Origin of the sequence: Paenibacillus sp. DMB5 (assembly GCF_001517085.1) — a bacterium.
Classification (GTDB): domain Bacteria; phylum Bacillota; class Bacilli; order Paenibacillales; family Paenibacillaceae; genus Paenibacillus_AQ.
Window position 1 is genome coordinate 26,681 of sequence record NZ_LRAC01000155.1, and the last position, 17,144, is coordinate 43,824.

Sequence of the window (17,144 nt, forward strand, 5' to 3'; positions counted from 1 at the left end):
TACAGTTAGTTGTTTAACAGTATGGGAGAGGTGAAGGCATGCTAACCATCAGAGGATTTTCCAAAAGCTATAAGGGCGGCAAGAAGGCCGTACATAATTTGAATCTGACCGTCGAGCAAGGGGATATTTACGGCTTTATCGGACATAACGGGGCAGGCAAAACGACAACGATCCGGGCAGTCGTAGGGGTTATGGATTTTGAAGAGGGTGAGATTGAAATTGACGGCATTTCGATGAAAAAAGACCCTCTGGCCTGCAAGTCGCGGATCGCGTACATTCCCGATAATCCGGACCTGTATGATCATCTTACGGGGATTCAGTACCTGAATTTTATCGGCGATCTGTTTAACGTATCCCGGAAGGACCGTGAGCTGCTCATCGCCAAATACGGCGGCGCTTTTCAGCTGACCCCCCATCTCGGTGATCTGATCTCCGGGTATTCCCACGGCATGAAGCAGAAGCTGGCGATTATCTCAGCGCTTATCCACAAGCCGAAGCTACTGGTGCTGGATGAGCCTTTTGTCGGATTGGACCCGAAGGCGGCTCATATGCTAAAAACGATCATGGCGGAGGTGTGCAGGGAGGGCAGTGCGATTTTCTTTTCCACACATGTGCTGGATACGGCAGAGAAGCTGTGCAACAAGATTGCGATTATCAAGGAAGGCAGGCTGATTACAGAGGGCAGAACTGAGGATGTAAAAGGGGAAAATAGCCTGGAGGACGTATTTATGGAGCTGATTGATCATGGTTAATATCTGGAGACTGACGAAGCTGCAGCTGATCTCGACCTTTGGCCTCAATAAAGCCCTGCATACCAGGGATGCAAAAGAGCGGCGCAAGCTGCTCCTGCTCAGCATCGCCATTCTGCTCGGTGTGCTGATGATTGCCGTTTTTTCGTTCGGTTACAGCTATGCAATGGCAACAGCTTTTGAGCAAATCGGCCGGTTAGATCTGCTCCTGGCTATTATGATGGCAGTCACTTCAGTTGTCGGGTTCTTCACCACGGTATATAAAGCGGGCGGTGTGCTGTTCAGCTATAAGGACTACGATCTGCTGATGTCACTGCCGGTGAAGACGAGCCATGTGGTGGCGAGCCGGGTGCTGCAGCTGTATGTGCTGAATCTGTTTTTTACCGTGATGGTCATGCTGCCGGCGGGAGCAGTCTATGCGTTAAAAGTGCATCCGGAAGCGTATTACTATCTGCTTTTTGTGCCATTGCTGCTCTGTATCCCGTTAATCCCCATTATTGCAGCGACTGTAATCGGCGCACTGATCAGCTGGTTTTCCTCCCGGTTCCGGGCGAGCCGGATGATCAGCATGGTGTTGACTCTGCTGTTCGTGGTTGCGCTTATCCTGGGTTCATTCACACTGGACGGGAACGAGCCGGAGCTGGCTGATCTGGGAACAGGGCTGGCGGATTCGATATTCAAGCTATACCCGCTTACAGAGCTGTATGTGGATGCTGTGAGTGCATACCGGATGGATGCGTTTCTCTTGTTTATTTTGCTGTCCGTGCTCGCATTTGTAGTGTTCTGCGCCGTACTCGGAACCCGCTATAAAGCGATTCATACCGGTCTGACGACCAGCCGGGCAGGCGGGAAATATACGATGCAGCCGCTCAAAGCCTCCACGCCTTTCAGGCCCTGTACCGCAAGGAGCTGCGCCGTTACTTCAGCTCTTCCAATTATGTGCTGAACACCGGGATTGGCATGGTGCTACTGCTCATCATGTCAATCTCCCTGCTGTTCACCAGTCCAGAGCAGCTTGGACAGCTGGCTGACATTCCGCAGCTGCAGCAGTATCTTAATACACTGGCGCCGCTGTTCGTGTCCTTATTCGTAGCTCTTAGCTGCACTACGTCCAGTTCGATTTCCCTGGAGGGCAACAATCTGTGGATTCTGCGGAGCTCTCCAGTGCCCAAGCACATTATTCTGCTCAGCAAGGTAGCGGTGAATCTGACCATTACTGTACCTATAACGGTTGTGAGCTGTGTGCTGCTGATGATCTCGCTGGGCACAGGCTGGGCAGACAGCCTGCTGCTGCTTGCGATCCCTGTCATTTATGCCTGCTATACCGCGTTGATGGGTATTATCGTTAACCTGAAGCTGCCCAAGCTGGAGTGGACGAATGAGGTCCAGGTTGTCAAGCAAAGTGCAGCAGTGCTGGTGGCAATGCTGCTGGGCTTCATAAGCCTGATTATTCCGGCCGGACTGTCGTTTGTGCTGACCAGTGTGGACGGCAGGGTAATTATGCTCGGGGCCGGGGTGATCCTGGCTGGAGTGAGTGCGGGGATGTACAGGTATGTTAAGGCGCAGGGAGAAGGATTATTTCTGAGGTTGTGAGAAGTAAAATGTCGCTTATCCAATAATACAGAGATCAATCATTTAATTCATATAAACAATATAAAAACCGGTTCTGCTGTCCATGGGGGTAGACAGCAGAACCGGTTATTTATAATGCCAGATTAATTGCGGATCAGATAATCAAATGCTCCCAGGGCGGCAGTAGCGCCGGAGCCCATGGAGATGATGATCTGCTTGAAAGGGCTGTTGGTGCAGTCGCCTGCAGCGAACACGCCCGGGATGCTGGTTGCACCATGGTTGTCGACGATGATCTCGCCGAAGCGGGTGCGTTCCAGTGTCTCGGCCAGCCAGTCGGTGTTCGGCACAAGGCCGATCTGGACGAATACACCTTCAAGCTCGACATGCTGCTCCGTACCCGTGTCACGTTCGATAAAGGTAATACCGTTCACCTTGTCGGTGCCCGTAATTTCCTTAGTCTGAACGTTTTTGTGCACGGTTACGTTAGGCAGGCTGTACAAACGCTGCTGGAGTACGGAGTCTGCCTTCAGCTCGGGCATAAATTCCAGAACGGTTACATGGCTGACGATACCCGCCAGGTCAATTGCCGCTTCGATACCGGAGTTGCCGCCGCCGATTACAGCGACATGCTTGCCGGTGAAGAGAGGGCCGTCACAGTGCGGGCAGTACGCCACGCCTTTATTCTTGAACTCGGCTTCGCCGGGAACACCCACATTGCGCCAGCGGGCGCCAGTGGAGAGAATGACCGTCTTGCTCTTCAGCACGGCGCCGTTCTCCAGCTCGATTTCGATGAGCTCCTTCTTCTCCAGGCGCTTGGCGCGCAGAGTCTTCATCACATCGACTTCGTATTCCTTAACATGCTCTTCCAGACTCGCAGCGAGCTTCGGACCTTCGGTGTACTTCGTACCGATGAAGTTCTCAATGCCCATCGTCTCCATGACCTGGCCGCCGAAGCGCTCAGCGACAATACCGGTGCGGATCCCTTTACGGGCGGCATAGATAGCCGCACTCGCGCCGGCAGGACCGCCGCCGACAACCAGCACATCAAACGGTGCCTTGTCGGATAATTCAGAAGCATCTGGTCCCGTACCCAGCTTGGCGAGGATTTCTTCAGCGGTCATCCGGCCGCTGCCAAAGAATTCGCCGTTCAGGTAGACGGACGGTACTGCCATAACATCCTTGCTCTCGACTTCGCTCTTGAAAGCGGCACCGTCGATCATAGTACTGGTTACGCCGCTGTTAAGTACGCTCATCAGGTTAAGCGCCTGCACCACATCCGGACAGTTATGGCAGGTCAGACTGATGTAGGTCTCGAAGTGGTATTCACCCTTGAGGCCCTTGATCTGATCAATGGTCGCCTGCTCCGCCTTCGGAGCTCTGCCGCTTACTTGCAGCAGGGCAAGCACCAGCGAGGTGAACTCGTGGCCGAGCGGAACGCCGGCAAAGGTAACGCCGGTATCTTCACCCGGACGATTCACGCTGAAGCTTGGCGTGCGCGGAAGTGTGGTATGTTCTACTTTGATATTGGCCGACATTTCGGCCAGCTCATTCACCAGGGACAGCGTTTCTTGCGAAACGCTGTCGTCTCCGGCGCTGACCTTCAGCAGTACCTCGCCCTCCATGAGCTGAAGATACTGCGCTAACTGTGCTTTGATATCCGCATCAAGCGCCATGATTCATCCGCTCCTTAGATTTTGCCTACGAGGTCAAGGCTTGGTTTCAGGGTTGTGCCGCCTTCCTGCCATTTGGCCGGGCATACTTCACCTGGATTGTTGCGCACATACTGTGCAGCCTTGATCTTGTTGACCAGGATGCTGGCATCACGTCCGATGCCGTCAGCGTTAATTTCGACAGCCTGGATTACGCCGTCAGGGTCAATGATGAAGGTACCGCGGTCAGCCATGCCGGCTTCTTCAATCAGAACGTCGAAGTTGCGGGAGATGGTGTGGGAAGGGTCACCGATCATGATGTATGTGATTTTGCCGATGGCTTCGGAGCTGTCGTGCCATGCTTTATGTGTAAAGTGGGTATCAGTGGAAACAGAGTACACTTCAACACCCAGGCTCTTCAATGTTTCGTATTCGTTCTGCAGGTCTTCCAGCTCAGTAGGACATACGAAAGTGAAGTCTGCAGGGTAGAAGCAAACTACGCTCCATTTACCTTTAAAATCAGCTTCGGACACATCGATGAAGCTTCCATTGTGGTAGGCGGATGCTTTGAACGGCAGTACTTCTTTTCCAATCAGGGACATATTAATTTTCCTCCTAAAGTTGTGCCTGCATAAATGCGGCATTTTTTTTGAATTGCTATTTATATAGCATTTCTTTATTGATAATTATTATCATCTAGAAATTATTATTTGTCAAGTACGGGTTATTAATTTCACAAGTCGTTCATATAGGGCAAGTACAACAATAATATACACGTGGAAATGGCTTCCCATACATGGGCACAGCGGTACAGAATGGAGTTAGTGTCGGTTAACATAGGTCAATGGGGGAGTATTAGAAAGTATTCGCAGATTCACAAATAAATTACCCTGCTGCCGCGCTGATGAATGTGTAAAAAGTATGAACATTGCCATTCTTAATAAACAGAGGAATTTCATGTGAAATTTCGAACAATCTTTCGCTGAGCTTCGTAATGTAAGATGACAGAGCAGACGGAGGGGGAGAATGATTAGCGACAGACAGCTTATAGAAAGCTACAGATTAGGTCAGCAGGAGGCTCTTGAATGTCTGATCAACAGGTACAGGGATGATTTATTCCGGTTTTGCTATCATCTTTCCCTGGAAAAGCAGGAGGCAGAAGACCTGTTTCAGGAGGTGTGGGTGCGTGTACTCCGTAAGCTGGAGAAGTATGATCCGGAGCGGCCGTTTAAGGCCTGGCTGTTCCAGGTGACCCTTAATATACATAAAGACCGGTACCGGAAATGGAAAAAGCTCCGTGAGCGCCTGGCGCTGGCCTGGACCGACGAAAGCAGCAGGTTTAAGGAAACCGGGGATGCTGTGCCGTTAACAGAAGATTTTTTGATGAAAAAGGAAGAGGTTCTGTACCTTGAGCAATGCCTGCGAACACTGCCCAAGCGATATCTTGCTCCATTAGTATTGTTTTATTATGAAGAATTCAGCTATGAAAGTATCGGAGAAGTGCTGGATGTTCCGCTGGGGACGGTAAAGTCCAGGCTGAATCAGGGAAAAAAGCTGCTTAAAGCAGCGATGGGGGAGCGGAGAGAGTGAACGAGCCAATGGACAATGAGCAGCTGTTAAAAGAATACTTCAACACTCCGGTAGCCGCGCCGCCTTATATAGTCGCCAGTACTACTCGGAAGATTGACGAAAGTCAGCCTCTCGGCTTATTGATGAGTGCAGTTGCAATAAATATGATTGTAACGCTAATTCTCGCGTTTATTCTGCTGGCCGCACCGCTCTTGCTGCTCTGGAAAATAGGGATGCTGCTGGTCTTTACATTGTTTCAGGCCATTGCCGTAGCGCTGCTGGTTTATAACATATCGTCGAGCTCTTTGGAGACCTCGGCGAATTAGATTAAGGAACAATACCATCTCCGGAAAGGAGCATTATGAAAAACCGGATAGGGCTGGAAAAATGGATTTTTTGTTTGCTGACGGCAATTGTTGTATTGGGGTTTGGCGCTTTTTTTGTTGTAATGGCTCCTTCTATAAAAGAAGTATTTGAGGATGATTATGGCTGGCTCACCGTGATTGCAGGGCTTATGCTGCTGTATTTAGCTTTAAATGTGCTGATTGCTGTGTTCATCTATAAGGATGCCTCCAGGAGGAAAATGAATCCCTGGCTGTGGATGCTGGCCGTCATCTATATTCCCAATTTTATCGGACTGCTGCTGTATCTGTTTGCCCGCAGACGGCAGCATACTGCCGCACCGGCTGATCCGGGGAGCAATTTGGTACAGTGTCCTCATTGCGGTAACTTAATTCACCCATAAGGAGTGTCAAGAGTGATGAATAAGAAATGGATTGTTCCGGGAGTGCTGGTACTGATGCTGGCAATGCTGCTTACCGCCTGTGAAAAGAAAATAATGTACGTGGGTTCGGATTTCGGCTCTAAAGTTAAGGCTTCGTATAAGCTGTTCACCGGAACAGATGTGAAGAAGGTTAAGCTGAAAAGCGGGGAGACGCTTGTGGTGGACTATAAGTCTAAGGTGGAAAAAGGGGAGCTGACGATAAAGCTATACGATCCCGATGGCCAGCTGGTCAAGGAACTGGAAACGGGCGGGTCAGGAAGCGAGGAGATTGAAGCAGACAAGGATGGAAAGTATAAGTTTGAAATCACGGGGAAAGGCGCCAAGGGCAGCTATGAAATTAAGTACAGCACTGATTAATACAGGTACAGGTGGGCCTTGAAAATGAAAATAAAACAGCGACTGCCAGGGACAGAACAAAGTCACTGGCAGTCGCTGTTTATATTAAATAATCTTTACCCGTCTATAAATCTTCTGCACCGGCAGGCTGATTTTTACTTGCTGCATTTGGCTTAGTATACAGTTTATTCAGAATGACCGTTTGCACGATAATGAACATGCCGCCAACAGCCCAATATAGCGGTAACGCTGCGGGCATCTGAAAAGAAAATATACCCATCATCACCGGTGACAACCATCCGAGGAACGCCATTTGGTTATTTTGATTTTGCTGAATCTGCGCTGAAGCGGATTGAGACACGCGGAACTGAACGTAGTATACCGCAGCGGCAATAAGCGGCAATATCATATCCGTTGTCCCAAGGTTAAACCACAGAAAATCGTGAGCTGCAATCTCCGGGGTACGACGAATGGCATAATAAAATGCAAGCGTAATCGGCCATTGAAGGAGCATCGGTAAACACCCCATGTTCAGGGGATTAAATTGATGCTTTTGGTACAGCTGCAGCATTTCGGCCTGCTGCTGTTTTTTGCATCCACGCTACTAGCGTTCTTATACTTCTCGTTAAGTGCAGTTAAATCCGGCTGCAGGACGGCCATCTTTTCTTTCATGTCCGTTTGCTTTCTGGCTTGATTCATCATGAGCGGCATGATCGCAAGTCTGACGATGAAGGTCATCAGCACGATCGATAATCCGTAGTTTCCGTGAAGTGCATCCGCAAGGAATTTGATCATGACCGAAAAGGGATAAATCAAAAAGTGATTAAATATCCCTGCTGAATCAGCATTAATCGGGTCTGACGGGGATGCCGCCGAACATCCGCTGAGCACAATGACCGGAAGAACTCCAATTAGCATGACGAGAATGGGCTTGGCCCATTTTTGAAGCAATACAATCTTTTTCATCGTTATCCTCCCTGATTGAATGAATGAAATATCAATGTGGGGAAGGATAATTGTCGTCTTCATCAGGGGCTTTTCTTCGTCTGGCGATACGTATGATCCACCGCTGAATACTGCTTACCTGCGGCAGTCTGACAGCTGCATACCAGGCTGAACCGGCTGCAGCAGTTTCATGATCCCAGTGTATCTTTTGTGCAGAAAAACAGGCGAATGGAAGTAACACTAAGGAAGAGAAGAGGGCAATTGAGAATGCCAATTGGATCAAGTCATAAAAATGCTCCAGTCAGGTTCACCTCCGCATGAGCCGTATGGGAATAATTTGAATAATGATCATACGTCAGAGTAACTGCGTGGTTTCATATGTTATTTATATGTAATAATTAATAACATAAATTAAGGAATTTTAAATTTTAAGCTTGCAAAGTGCTTATTCCTTGCTATAATTATGGATAAATCAGAGGAGTGAATAACCGAACTAGTAAAACCATGTAATATAAAGTAACACAATGTCTTGTTTATATTTTTTTAATCTCAAAAAAGAACAACGTTCCGCAAATAAGAACAATAGAACCAAGAGAGAGGTGGTTGCTGATGGAATCAGAATCTAAGCCAAAAAAGAAGCCCAAGCTGGAGACGGCGCACCGGATGCTGTTGCTGCTCGAATGTTTCACTGATGCCAAGCCGGAATGGGGAGTAACAGAACTGAGCGAGGAGCTGGACTGTTATAAAAGTGTGGTTCACCGCATGCTCTCCACTCTGGAGGAGCGCGGATATGTTACCCAGAATCCAGTGAATAAAAAATATTCCCTTGGTCTAAAGCTGTTCGAACTGGGAATGGTAGTAGCCCGCGGTATGAATCTTCGTACCTTGGCCAAGCCGGAGCTGAAAACGCTGGCTGAACAGACTGGAGAATCCGTGCTGTTGACGGTAGTGGACGGACACTCAGGCGTATGTATTGAGAAGTTCGAGAGTCACGAGTCGATCAAGTCAACCTCCCAGCTCGGAAAGAGAGTGCCGCTCTACGGCGGAGCCCCGACCAAGCTGCTTATGGCCTTTTTACCGGAGCCGGAGCAGGAGGAGATCATTGCCGCCGGCCTCCAAGCATTTTCTCCTTTTACGGAGACCGACCCGGACATCCTCCGCGAAGCCCTCGCTCAAATCCGCAAGCAGGACTACAGCTGGACTTTTCAGGAAGTGGATATGGGCTCGGTAGGCATCGCCTTTCCTGTAAGAAATCATGAGAACCAGGTTGTGGCCTCGATATCCGTGCTTGGCCCCCAGTTCCGGATGGAGGACAAGATGGAGAAATGTCATGAATGTTGCAGACAGGCTGCCCAGACAATTTCCTTGAAGTTAGGCTCCAAGTGGGTTTATGAAGCCCGGATCGCGGAAGTTTAGAACTGCTCCCGGAGGAAGGAGGACATATGGAAAAGGCAAACCGTTTTCTGATGATTTTTGGACGAGGCCGGGAACTGGAGAAGAAGGATGGGGGACTGCGAAAAGGCGGGCTGCTGGACAGGCTGGATCGTCTGAGTGATACTTCGACAGCCTATCTGTATTTAATGCCTACGATGACACTTATTTTGTTAACAGTAATTGTGCCGATGCTATACGCGCTGTTCATCTCATTTAGCAAAGTCGCTTTTACTCAAGGCAGCATGACCTATGATTTTGTCGGACTCAGCAATTACATGCAGCTTCTGCGCGACGCCCGTTTTCCGGATGTGCTCTCCAACACTGTGTTCTTCACTGTCACCAAGGTCGTAACTACGCTGGCTATCGCCTTCGGCATTTCACTGACCATATATTTCGGGGTATGGGGGGCAGGTTTTTTCAAACGGATCTTCCTGATTCCCTGGGCGCTCTCCAATGTAGTCAATTCCCTGATGTGGCAATGGATGTACAGCGGAGATTACGGCATCTTTAACGAGATCCTGCTGAGACTTGGTTTTATTGATGAATATCAAATGTGGCTGGTCAATGTACATACGGCCATGTCGGCCGTTTTATTCGCGGATATATGGAAGAGTGTCCCCTATGTGGCCTTGCTGCTGCTGGCAGCCATGCAATCTATCCCCAGAGAGCTGCACGAAGCGTCCAAAGTGGACGGCGGCGGCCCGATAACCGCTTTCTATCATATCATTTTGCCTCATATCAAACCTGTCATCATGGTTCTGCTCGTCATTGAGACGATGTGGACTTTACGGGTGTTCGACCTGATCTGGCTGCTTACCAAAGGCGGGCCGCAGGACAGCACCATGACCCTTAACGTATTCGCCTATGAACAGGCATTCCGCAACTTCGACCTCGGCTATGGAGCCGCAATCAGCTACTGCATTACGATTTTGACTCTGATATTCACCTTTTTCTATATGAAAACACTGAAAGTAGAGAATTAATCAAGAATCCATGGATACGAGAGGAGATTGCAGGATGAAAAAGGAATGGTGGAAACGGAAGAAATTCCCGGCAATTGCAGGATTGGCATTGGTTACGGTGGTTTCGGGCTGTAGCGGATCAAATGCCGGAGACAACGGCGAAGCAGGCGCAGCGGATGACGATGATAAAGGGGAGATTACCGTTTTGTATGTCGAGACCAGTTCTGGCAGGATCAGGCTAAGGAATTTGAGCAGGTCTCCGGCATTAAAGTCAATTATGAAGTGGTGAACTTTACCGAGCAGCATGACAAGCTGGCCACCGCCTTCGCCGGCGGAAGCACGGAATATGACATTGTGCATGTCCGTGATGATTTTGTAGCAGAATTTGCCCCGAAAGGTTTCCTCACCCCGCTGGATGATCTCATTACAGAAGATATGAAAGCTAACATTTCCGAAAGCTACTTTACTCCGATGATGAATGGCGGACAGATCTATGGATTTCCCCGCTACCTGTGGCCGTGGCAGTTCTATTACAACAAGGCGCTGTTTGCTGAGGCAGGCATAGAGAATCCGCCGGCAACCTGGACCGAGTTTAACGCTGTTGCCGAGAAGCTGAAAGCCAAGGGAATAACGCCTTATGCCGAGCCTTGGGGCGAAACCTTCTCCTATACACCGTTTATTGTTCATCTGCGGTCAGAGGGCGGGGAATTCTGGGATGAGGAACAGGATCTGCCGACCTTTAACAGTCCGGAGGGGGTACGGGCGCTTCAGTTCATGGCAGATATGAATCTGAAAGACAAAATCATCAGTCCGCAATCTGTGCAGTATGACAGTACTGCGCCATTAGCTGATGCTTTTGCACAGGGGACGATTGCCATGATGATGAATGCCCCGCATACCTATCCTTTAGCCAACAATCCGGAAACCTCCAAGATTACAGGACAGGTTGGGGTAGCCCTGGTGCCGGGAGCCGAGCTTAAGACTGCCTCCTATGCCGAGACAGGCGGCCTTGCGATTCCGGCAGGCTCGAAGAACAAGGAGCAGGCGATGGAATACATCAAATTCGTGACTTCTACGGAACAGGAAAAAGCTATGGCAATCGGCATAGGACGGATTCCTGTGGATAATGTGGCGCTGCAGGATGCTGAGGTGCAGGAAGCGAATCCTCATTTTGCTTCTGTAGCGGAGCAAATGGAGTACCCTTACGGAATGTTCAAGCATGAAAAGGCCGCTGCGATTTCCACTGAAGTGTCCAGACATATTTCGGCTGCCGTTGCCGGCCGGGAAACTCCTGAAGAAGCGCTGAAAGCTGCCGAAGCTAACGTGCTGAAGATTATCGGGAAATAACGGGCGCTGCACAGCTAATAACGAGGAGGTACGGAATATGAATCACACGGCAACGCCCAAACGTACCCTCCGGCGTGCTGTTAAAGGCATTCTGGTTCGGGGCATTTCGCTCAGTCTGATGTTATATGTGCTCTTTCCCTTTCTGTGGCTGGTGCTGTCCAGCGTGAAGCTTCCTGTAGAACTGCTGTCGCGCCCGCCTGTCATCATCCCGGAAAAGCTTACGTTGAAATATTATGCCAACCTCTTTGAGAACGGTTCGTTTATGACGGCGGTATGGAACAGTCTGATCGTTGCCGGGTTTACCACCCTGCTGTCACTCGTTCTGGGCGTGTTCGCTTCCTACGTGTTCGCAAGGCTGAAGTTTCCCGGCAGGAAGACTGTATTTCTGACGATACTCGGCTCACAGATGCTGCCGCAGATGGCTTTGCTGATTCCGTTGTTTATATTGATGCGGATGACCGGCTTGCTGTACAGCTTTCAAGGCCTGGTGCTGGCGTACATTACCTTTTCGCTGCCTTATGTCGTATGGATGTATTACTCCTTTCTACAGTCTTTGCCGCATGAAATCGAGGAGGCTTCCCGGATAGACGGCTGTACCCGGCTGCAATCCATCTTCAGGATTATGCTGCCGCTGTCCGCAACGGGCCTTACGGCAACTGGAGTATTTGTCTTCATCGGAGCATGGAATGAATTTCTGCTCGCTTCGGTACTTACCGATTCCGGGAGCAGAACGCTTCCGTCGCGTATTTCCGAATTTATCGGCCAGGACCGCATCGCCTATGAGCTGATGTTCCCGGCCGGGGTAATCTCCTGCATTCCTGTTCTGGTGCTGGTGCTGTATTTTCAGAAATATATCGTTCAAGGCCTGACGGAAGGCGGAGTGAAATAATCAAGTCCTGATGAAAGCACCATATTCTGAACAAGAAAGGGATCCCTTATGAGAGAACCGGCAGATTTATTAATTACAGATTGCAGCCTCATGACACCTGAATTCGATATTCTGGACAACCAGTACGTAGCCATCCGGGACACCCTGATTATCGCGATTGGCAAGGCGGAAGAGATCAAGGACAAGTATGAGCCGAAGGAGGTCCTTGAGGGCAGGGGCAAGCTGCTTATGCCCGGGCTGGTGGATGCCCATACGCATACCTGCCAGCAATTCCTGCGGGGCCGGACTCTTGGCGAATATCCGATGATCTGGTCGCGGATCCTCGTGCCGTTCGAGAGCAGCCTCAGTGAAGAGGATACTTATCTGGGGGCACAGGTAAGCTGTCTGGAGATGCTGAAATCAGGCACAACCTCCTTTGCTGAATCCGGCGGAGTACATATGCACAAGGTGGCCGAAGCGACGATCGAATCGGGACTTAGGGGTGCAATTACCTGTTCGACTATGGACACAGGCCCGTTCATACCTGAGTCCATGCTGGCATCATCGCCTGGGGAGGCCGCTTCACGGATCGAGGAGCTGTACCGCGCCTATAATGGTGCGGGTGAAGGGCGGCTGCGTATCTGGTTTGCACTGCGGCAGGTAATGACAAGTACACCGGCTCTGATCACTTTAATGGCAGATAAGGCCAGAGAGTATAATGCCGGGCTGCATGTTCACCTTGCCGAACACCGGGATGAGGTCAGCTACTGTCTGCAGAATTACCAGAAAAGACCTGCAGAGGTGTTCGACCAGTTCGGCGCACTCGGCCCTAATATGCTGGCAGCGCACAATGTTGTTCTCTCCGATGGCGAGATTGCCCTGATGAAGGAGCGCGGCGTCAAGGTTGTTCACTGTCCGAGAAGCAATTTCGGCAGTCATGGCTTTCCAAAAACACCTACACTGATGCAGCAGGGACTGTCCATCGGAATGGGCAGCGACGGAGCGGCAGGCTCAAGCCTCAGCCTGTTTGATGAAATGCGTGTTTTCCGTTCCGGACTTCATGCCTTCTGGGGATTGCCGATTTTTGATCCGGTCGTTATTCCGGCGCATGAGCTGATCCGGATGGCTACGAGCGGCGGCGCACAGGCACTGCAGATCGAAGATCAGATCGGTACGATTGAGATCGGCAAAAAAGCGGACCTGATCCTGATTGATATCAATCAGCCTCATATCAGTCCGACTCACCGGATGATCCCTACCATTGTGGAATCCGTGAACGGCAGTGATGTCCGCGATTCAATTATCAATGGAGAAGTCGTAATGAAGGATCGTCAGGTCCTGACCATGGATGAAGAGAAGATTCTTTACGAAAGCGGCAGGGCGCTGCCCCGTGTAGCTGTTAGAGCGGGTATATAGGATATCCCGGGTGTAGGATGAGATCATCAACAGGAGTGTGAGAAATGAGTAGCCGTAAAATTCTTATGATAGATACCGATACTGCCGGCGATGATTGTACTGCACTGCTGCTGGCGCTCCGCTGGCCGGATGTGGAAGTCAAAGCGATTACAACTGTAGCGGGAAATGTTCCCCTGGCGCTGTGCACACGCAATGCGCTGACCACACTGGAGATCGCGGAACGCCCGGATGTTAAAGTCTATCCCGGAGCGGCCAAGCCGCTGATGCGGGAGCTGTTCACTGCAGAGCATATTCACGGCTCAGACGGAATGGGCGGAGCTAATTTTCCTGAACCTGCACTTAAGCCCGAGCAGGAGCATGCGGCGCTGGCCATCATCCGTCTGATCAATGAGTACCCCGGAGAAATCGAGATGATTGCACAGGCGCCGCTTACCAACCTGGCCCTGGCCTATTCACTTGATCCTTCTATTGCCGGAAAGCTGAAGCATTTGTGGGTGATGGGCGGGGCGAACAATTTCATGGGCAATGACAGTCCGGCTGCGGAGTTTAATTTTCTCGTGGATCCCGAGGCCGCTCATATTGTTGTTCACGCCGGCTTTAATCTCACGATGGTCGGATGGGATGTATGCCAGCGGAATCCGGTGATGGTGGAGGAGCATTTCCGGAAGATCGAGGCCATGGGCACCGGCTTTGCCGGCTTTTATATGAAGGTGCTGAAGACAGGCATGGAGCTCGGGCTGAAGCGGGGCGGCGGGCGCAGAATCTCCCATCCGGATACGCTTACGGTAGCTATGGCGATTGATAACCGGGTTATGGCACGTTCAAGCCGTTTTTATATTGATGTCGAACATAAAAGTGAGCTGACCAAAGGGTACAGCCTGGTTGATCAGAATGGCATACTGAACAAAGAGCCTAATGCGGAAGTATGTATGGAGGCAGACCTGGAATTGTTCCGTGAGATGGTATTTTCGCTGCTGGAGCAGAAGTAGTCCGAAGGGAGTGGCATCAGTGGAAGAACAAGTCTCTTGGGAATCTGAACAATATATTGTCATTGCAGGCGTTGTTGCCAGGTGCAGGGCCCGCATTTTTGGCGGGCAAAAGTTTTATGTGCAATATCCCTACGATGGCAGTGTCAGGGCTGTTAACCGGGAGTCCGGCGGCACCGCTGATGTAGAGAGCTATGTATTCAGCAGCAAGGAAGCCGCGCAGCAGGCTGTTCTGGGACAGACACTCAATCCCTGTGCACTGACCTGGCAGGCGTTCGGGCTTCCGGCCATATATTTGGCAGGCTTTCACGTATTCCGTCCTGATGCGGTAGAGGAGGGACGGAGGATGCGGGAAAGCTGCCGCAAATACGGGTTTGAAGGGCTTTTTCCGCTGGATAAAGAGAACTATGACAATCTGGGGCAAAGGGATACGGCTGCAATGATCTTTCATGCTAACGATGGCCTGATCCGTGAAGCGGATATTGTTATGGCCAATCTGAACCCCTTTCGCGGCGCTGAACCGGATTCAGGTACGGTATTCGAATGCGGGCTTGGATATGCGCTCGGCAAAAAGCTGTATGGGTATATTGCGGATGGCCGGAGTATGAGTGAACGGCTTGGGGCCTCTATAGATCCCGTTACAGCACTGTATAGTGACGGCATGCATGTGGAGGATTTTGATCTGCCGCTGAATCTGATGCTTGCGGTGCCGCTGAATATTGTCATTGGCGGGCTTGAGGAATGCCTGATCAGAGCGCAAAAGGATTATTATGGGGCAGGCTGAGTTTTCGCTGAAATGAATGCCAGGCTCCGGCGTAAGGGCACAAGCCTGCTTATACAAACCCGGTCTCCTTCAATGCAATCTGAAGGGCCGGGTTTCTATGTCTAATCCTCCGTTATCGAACCGAAGTCAGTGACTATGGTATGGTTCGCTTAGGCTTGCATACACCACCTAATAAAGCAGGGATGTTTTTTTGGTTTTCAGCAAGCCACATCATTTCCTTAGCGAAGCGGGCTGGCGGTACACTATGCTGATTCATATTAGCATGAATCCACCATGTGCTTTCCATATACCACAACAACTGTAATGAATATGTTAAATAGCCCTCTGCCACGTTCTGTTCCTCGCTGTACCCTTCCATAAATGCCGAAGCCAGGGAGATATCTAAATGATCATCTAAGGCACAAGATATAACAGCACGGGCTACATCAAGTTGCGGATAGTCATACTTTAGCCGGTCGAAATCCAGAATGGCACTTAATCCGTTGTCATTAAATAAAAGATTATCTACCCAAAGGTCACGATGTGCCCATCCTGCTTGAAGGAAATCGAGTATGTCCATATCCATTTCTTCTGTTGCCTTTATTTGAGTTTCTATATCAGCAAGCAGCTGAGGTTTACCAGCTTCCCTGGTCTTTTCCCTGACTAAGCTCCAATGTGCTAAACGCTCCTCGCGGCTTGGAGGAATAAATTGCGGACTATTCTTAATGCCAAGTGTCCCGTCATTTAATAGTCGGTGCATTTTTCCTGTTGCCCGGCCTAAATCGTATATTTGGCAGGCATTGGTCTTACCCGGCAGAATTAATATGCCCTGGCAATATTCCATCACCATGAAGAGCTCACCATTATCCGATTCAAGCAAAATACTTTCATTGTGGGATAACAGCCTAGGGCACGCCAGACCTTGGTCATGCAATCTAATCTGCTGAGTGAATGCAAACAATAGCTCCTCAGGGTTAAATAATTTATATCTTTCTTTGTTGTATTGTTTAACTAAAAACTCTCCTGCCTCAGTCGTTACTTTCCATTTTAAGTTTAACCAGCCTCGTTTTATTGAGGTCGTTTCAATTACATTCAAACCAAATAAACGTTGAAAGGTTGTTATTAGGTCATCCAGGATCATTTCCTCTGCTGATATAGCCTCCATATGGGTCAGCTCCGATATTTATAATGTATATGTTAATATTCCTTATGGAGACTTATATAACCTTCTCGGATAAACGCTTCAGAAACAGGAGACACCCGAAGGCCTTGATGGTATTCTGGAATAAATTCTTAAATAACAAGGGGGCTGGGTATCGATGCAAAGGATTATCGGAATGTACAAACAATTTTTGTGGGAGCCTCTGTGGTTTAAAATTCTGATTATAGCTTCCTTGCTTGCTGCAGTGGTATTCAGCAGTTCGTTTTTTGCGGATCACGGGTATTATCAGAGTATTGCCAAAATAGCAGCCGCCATTTTTTTTGGGGCATACGGGATCAGATTCAAGTCTAATACCCGGATTGCCGGTATCTTTTTTGGAGCAGCAGCCCTATGTGTATTTCTGTCCTGGACTTACTTGAACTGAATATTAAGGTTAAGCGGCCTTCGTCCGGTTTTTTGCACGGGATGGGGGCGTTTTTATTTTGCCGATAATAAGGTCTTGAAGTAGATCTGGAAATTTCTCCTTGCATTCTGCCGGAGCCTCTGCTAAATTGATATTAACAAAATGTAATTATCAAATAGTTAATATGTACTCAACTCAG

General features: G+C 49.6%; 21 protein-coding genes. 16 read left to right on the forward strand and 5 right to left on the reverse strand.

The window, feature by feature from the left end:
- The first annotated feature begins 38 nt into the window (after window positions 1-38).
- Genes AWJ19_RS27925 through AWJ19_RS36985 form a run of 3 tightly spaced genes read left to right on the forward strand, consistent with a single transcriptional unit; the run spans window position 39 to window position 2,342 of the window.
- On the forward strand, window positions 39-752 hold the full coding sequence (locus AWJ19_RS27925) for an ABC transporter ATP-binding protein (RefSeq protein ID WP_068728468.1): 714 nt from the start codon (window positions 39-41) through the stop codon (window positions 750-752).
- Window positions 745-1,695, forward strand: coding sequence for a hypothetical protein (locus AWJ19_RS36980; RefSeq protein WP_068728469.1), 951 nt, complete (start codon window positions 745-747; stop codon window positions 1,693-1,695). Before AWJ19_RS27925 ends, AWJ19_RS36980 begins: the two co-directional genes overlap by 8 nt.
- Window positions 1,696-1,727: 32 nt before the next feature.
- Entirely contained in the window at window positions 1,728-2,342 is a 615-nt protein-coding gene (locus AWJ19_RS36985; protein WP_241781919.1) for a hypothetical protein, read from the forward strand.
- A 122-nt stretch (window positions 2,343-2,464) separates the two neighbouring features.
- Here the strand turns inward: AWJ19_RS36985 and ahpF are convergent, their stop codons facing one another.
- Together ahpF and ahpC are read right to left on the reverse strand one after the other, a co-directional pair.
- On the reverse strand, window positions 2,465-3,994 hold the full coding sequence (gene ahpF, locus AWJ19_RS27940) for an alkyl hydroperoxide reductase subunit F (protein WP_068728471.1): 1,530 nt from the start codon (window positions 3,992-3,994) through the stop codon (window positions 2,465-2,467).
- A 14-nt stretch (window positions 3,995-4,008) separates the two neighbouring features.
- Window positions 4,009-4,572, reverse strand: coding sequence for an alkyl hydroperoxide reductase subunit C (gene ahpC / locus AWJ19_RS27945; protein WP_068728472.1), 564 nt, complete (start codon window positions 4,570-4,572; stop codon window positions 4,009-4,011).
- 424 nt (window positions 4,573-4,996) lie between these two features.
- On the opposite strand from ahpC, the gene AWJ19_RS27950 reads away from it, so the two are divergent.
- The 4 genes from AWJ19_RS27950 to AWJ19_RS27965 are packed head-to-tail and all read left to right on the forward strand — an operon-like array spanning window position 4,997 to window position 6,680.
- Window positions 4,997-5,560: an RNA polymerase sigma factor gene (locus AWJ19_RS27950; RefSeq protein WP_068728473.1), complete on the forward strand. Its 564-nt coding sequence runs from the start codon at window positions 4,997-4,999 to the stop codon at window positions 5,558-5,560.
- Entirely contained in the window at window positions 5,557-5,865 is a 309-nt protein-coding gene (locus AWJ19_RS27955; protein ID WP_068728474.1) for a hypothetical protein, read from the forward strand. Before AWJ19_RS27950 ends, AWJ19_RS27955 begins: the two co-directional genes overlap by 4 nt.
- Window positions 5,866-5,900: 35 nt before the next feature.
- The gene (locus AWJ19_RS27960) at window positions 5,901-6,284 is read left to right on the forward strand and encodes a PLDc N-terminal domain-containing protein (RefSeq protein WP_068728475.1); all 384 of its coding nucleotides are present in this window, start codon (window positions 5,901-5,903) and stop codon (window positions 6,282-6,284) included.
- Between the two features lie 15 nt (window positions 6,285-6,299).
- Window positions 6,300-6,680 carry a hypothetical protein gene (locus AWJ19_RS27965; protein ID WP_068728476.1) on the forward strand — a complete coding sequence of 127 codons (381 nt, stop codon included), beginning with the start codon at window positions 6,300-6,302 and terminating at the stop codon, window positions 6,678-6,680.
- A gap of 103 nt (window positions 6,681-6,783) precedes the next feature.
- On the opposite strand, the gene yidC is transcribed toward AWJ19_RS27965, so the two are convergent.
- Window positions 6,784-7,230 (reverse strand): membrane protein insertase YidC, encoded by a 447-nt coding sequence (yidC, locus tag AWJ19_RS27970; protein ID WP_277815844.1) that lies wholly within the window; start codon window positions 7,228-7,230, stop codon window positions 6,784-6,786.
- Window positions 7,191-7,625: a YidC/Oxa1 family membrane protein insertase gene (locus AWJ19_RS37440; protein ID WP_277815845.1), complete on the reverse strand. Its 435-nt coding sequence runs from the start codon at window positions 7,623-7,625 to the stop codon at window positions 7,191-7,193. Before AWJ19_RS37440 ends, yidC begins: the two co-directional genes overlap by 40 nt.
- A 588-nt stretch (window positions 7,626-8,213) precedes the next feature.
- On the opposite strand from AWJ19_RS37440, the gene AWJ19_RS27975 reads away from it, so the two are divergent.
- The 8 genes from AWJ19_RS27975 to AWJ19_RS34370 are packed head-to-tail and all read left to right on the forward strand — an operon-like array spanning window position 8,214 to window position 15,401.
- Entirely contained in the window at window positions 8,214-9,020 is an 807-nt protein-coding gene (locus tag AWJ19_RS27975) for an IclR family transcriptional regulator (protein WP_068728477.1), read from the forward strand.
- Window positions 9,021-9,046: 26 nt separating this feature from the next.
- A complete protein-coding gene (locus tag AWJ19_RS27980) occupies window positions 9,047-10,021 on the forward strand; it encodes a sugar ABC transporter permease (RefSeq protein WP_082708169.1) in 975 nt (324 codons plus the stop codon).
- A 34-nt stretch (window positions 10,022-10,055) separates the two neighbouring features.
- Window positions 10,056-10,289: a hypothetical protein gene (locus tag AWJ19_RS27985; protein ID WP_068728478.1), complete on the forward strand. Its 234-nt coding sequence runs from the start codon at window positions 10,056-10,058 to the stop codon at window positions 10,287-10,289.
- Entirely contained in the window at window positions 10,283-11,347 is a 1,065-nt protein-coding gene (locus tag AWJ19_RS27990) for a sugar ABC transporter substrate-binding protein (RefSeq protein WP_068728479.1), read from the forward strand. The genes AWJ19_RS27985 and AWJ19_RS27990 overlap by 7 nt, the downstream gene beginning before the upstream one ends.
- 37 nt (window positions 11,348-11,384) lie before the next feature.
- Complete coding sequence (locus AWJ19_RS27995; protein WP_082708171.1) at window positions 11,385-12,236, forward strand: carbohydrate ABC transporter permease; 852 nt, start codon at window positions 11,385-11,387, stop codon at window positions 12,234-12,236.
- 48 nt (window positions 12,237-12,284) lie between these two features.
- On the forward strand, window positions 12,285-13,631 hold the full coding sequence (locus tag AWJ19_RS28000; protein ID WP_068728480.1) for an amidohydrolase: 1,347 nt from the start codon (window positions 12,285-12,287) through the stop codon (window positions 13,629-13,631).
- A 44-nt stretch (window positions 13,632-13,675) separates the two neighbouring features.
- The gene (locus tag AWJ19_RS28005; protein ID WP_068728481.1) at window positions 13,676-14,620 is read left to right on the forward strand and encodes a nucleoside hydrolase; all 945 of its coding nucleotides are present in this window, start codon (window positions 13,676-13,678) and stop codon (window positions 14,618-14,620) included.
- A gap of 19 nt (window positions 14,621-14,639) precedes the next feature.
- Window positions 14,640-15,401, forward strand: coding sequence for a nucleoside 2-deoxyribosyltransferase (locus tag AWJ19_RS34370; protein ID WP_198536659.1), 762 nt, complete (start codon window positions 14,640-14,642; stop codon window positions 15,399-15,401).
- 133 nt (window positions 15,402-15,534) lie between these two features.
- Here the strand turns inward: AWJ19_RS34370 and AWJ19_RS28015 are convergent, their stop codons facing one another.
- Window positions 15,535-16,545 (reverse strand): phosphotransferase, encoded by a 1,011-nt coding sequence (locus AWJ19_RS28015; protein WP_068728482.1) that lies wholly within the window; start codon window positions 16,543-16,545, stop codon window positions 15,535-15,537.
- A 154-nt stretch (window positions 16,546-16,699) separates the two neighbouring features.
- On the opposite strand from AWJ19_RS28015, the gene AWJ19_RS28020 reads away from it, so the two are divergent.
- Window positions 16,700-16,966, forward strand: coding sequence for a hypothetical protein (locus tag AWJ19_RS28020; protein ID WP_068728483.1), 267 nt, complete (start codon window positions 16,700-16,702; stop codon window positions 16,964-16,966).
- The last annotated feature ends 178 nt before the right edge of the window (window positions 16,967-17,144 follow it).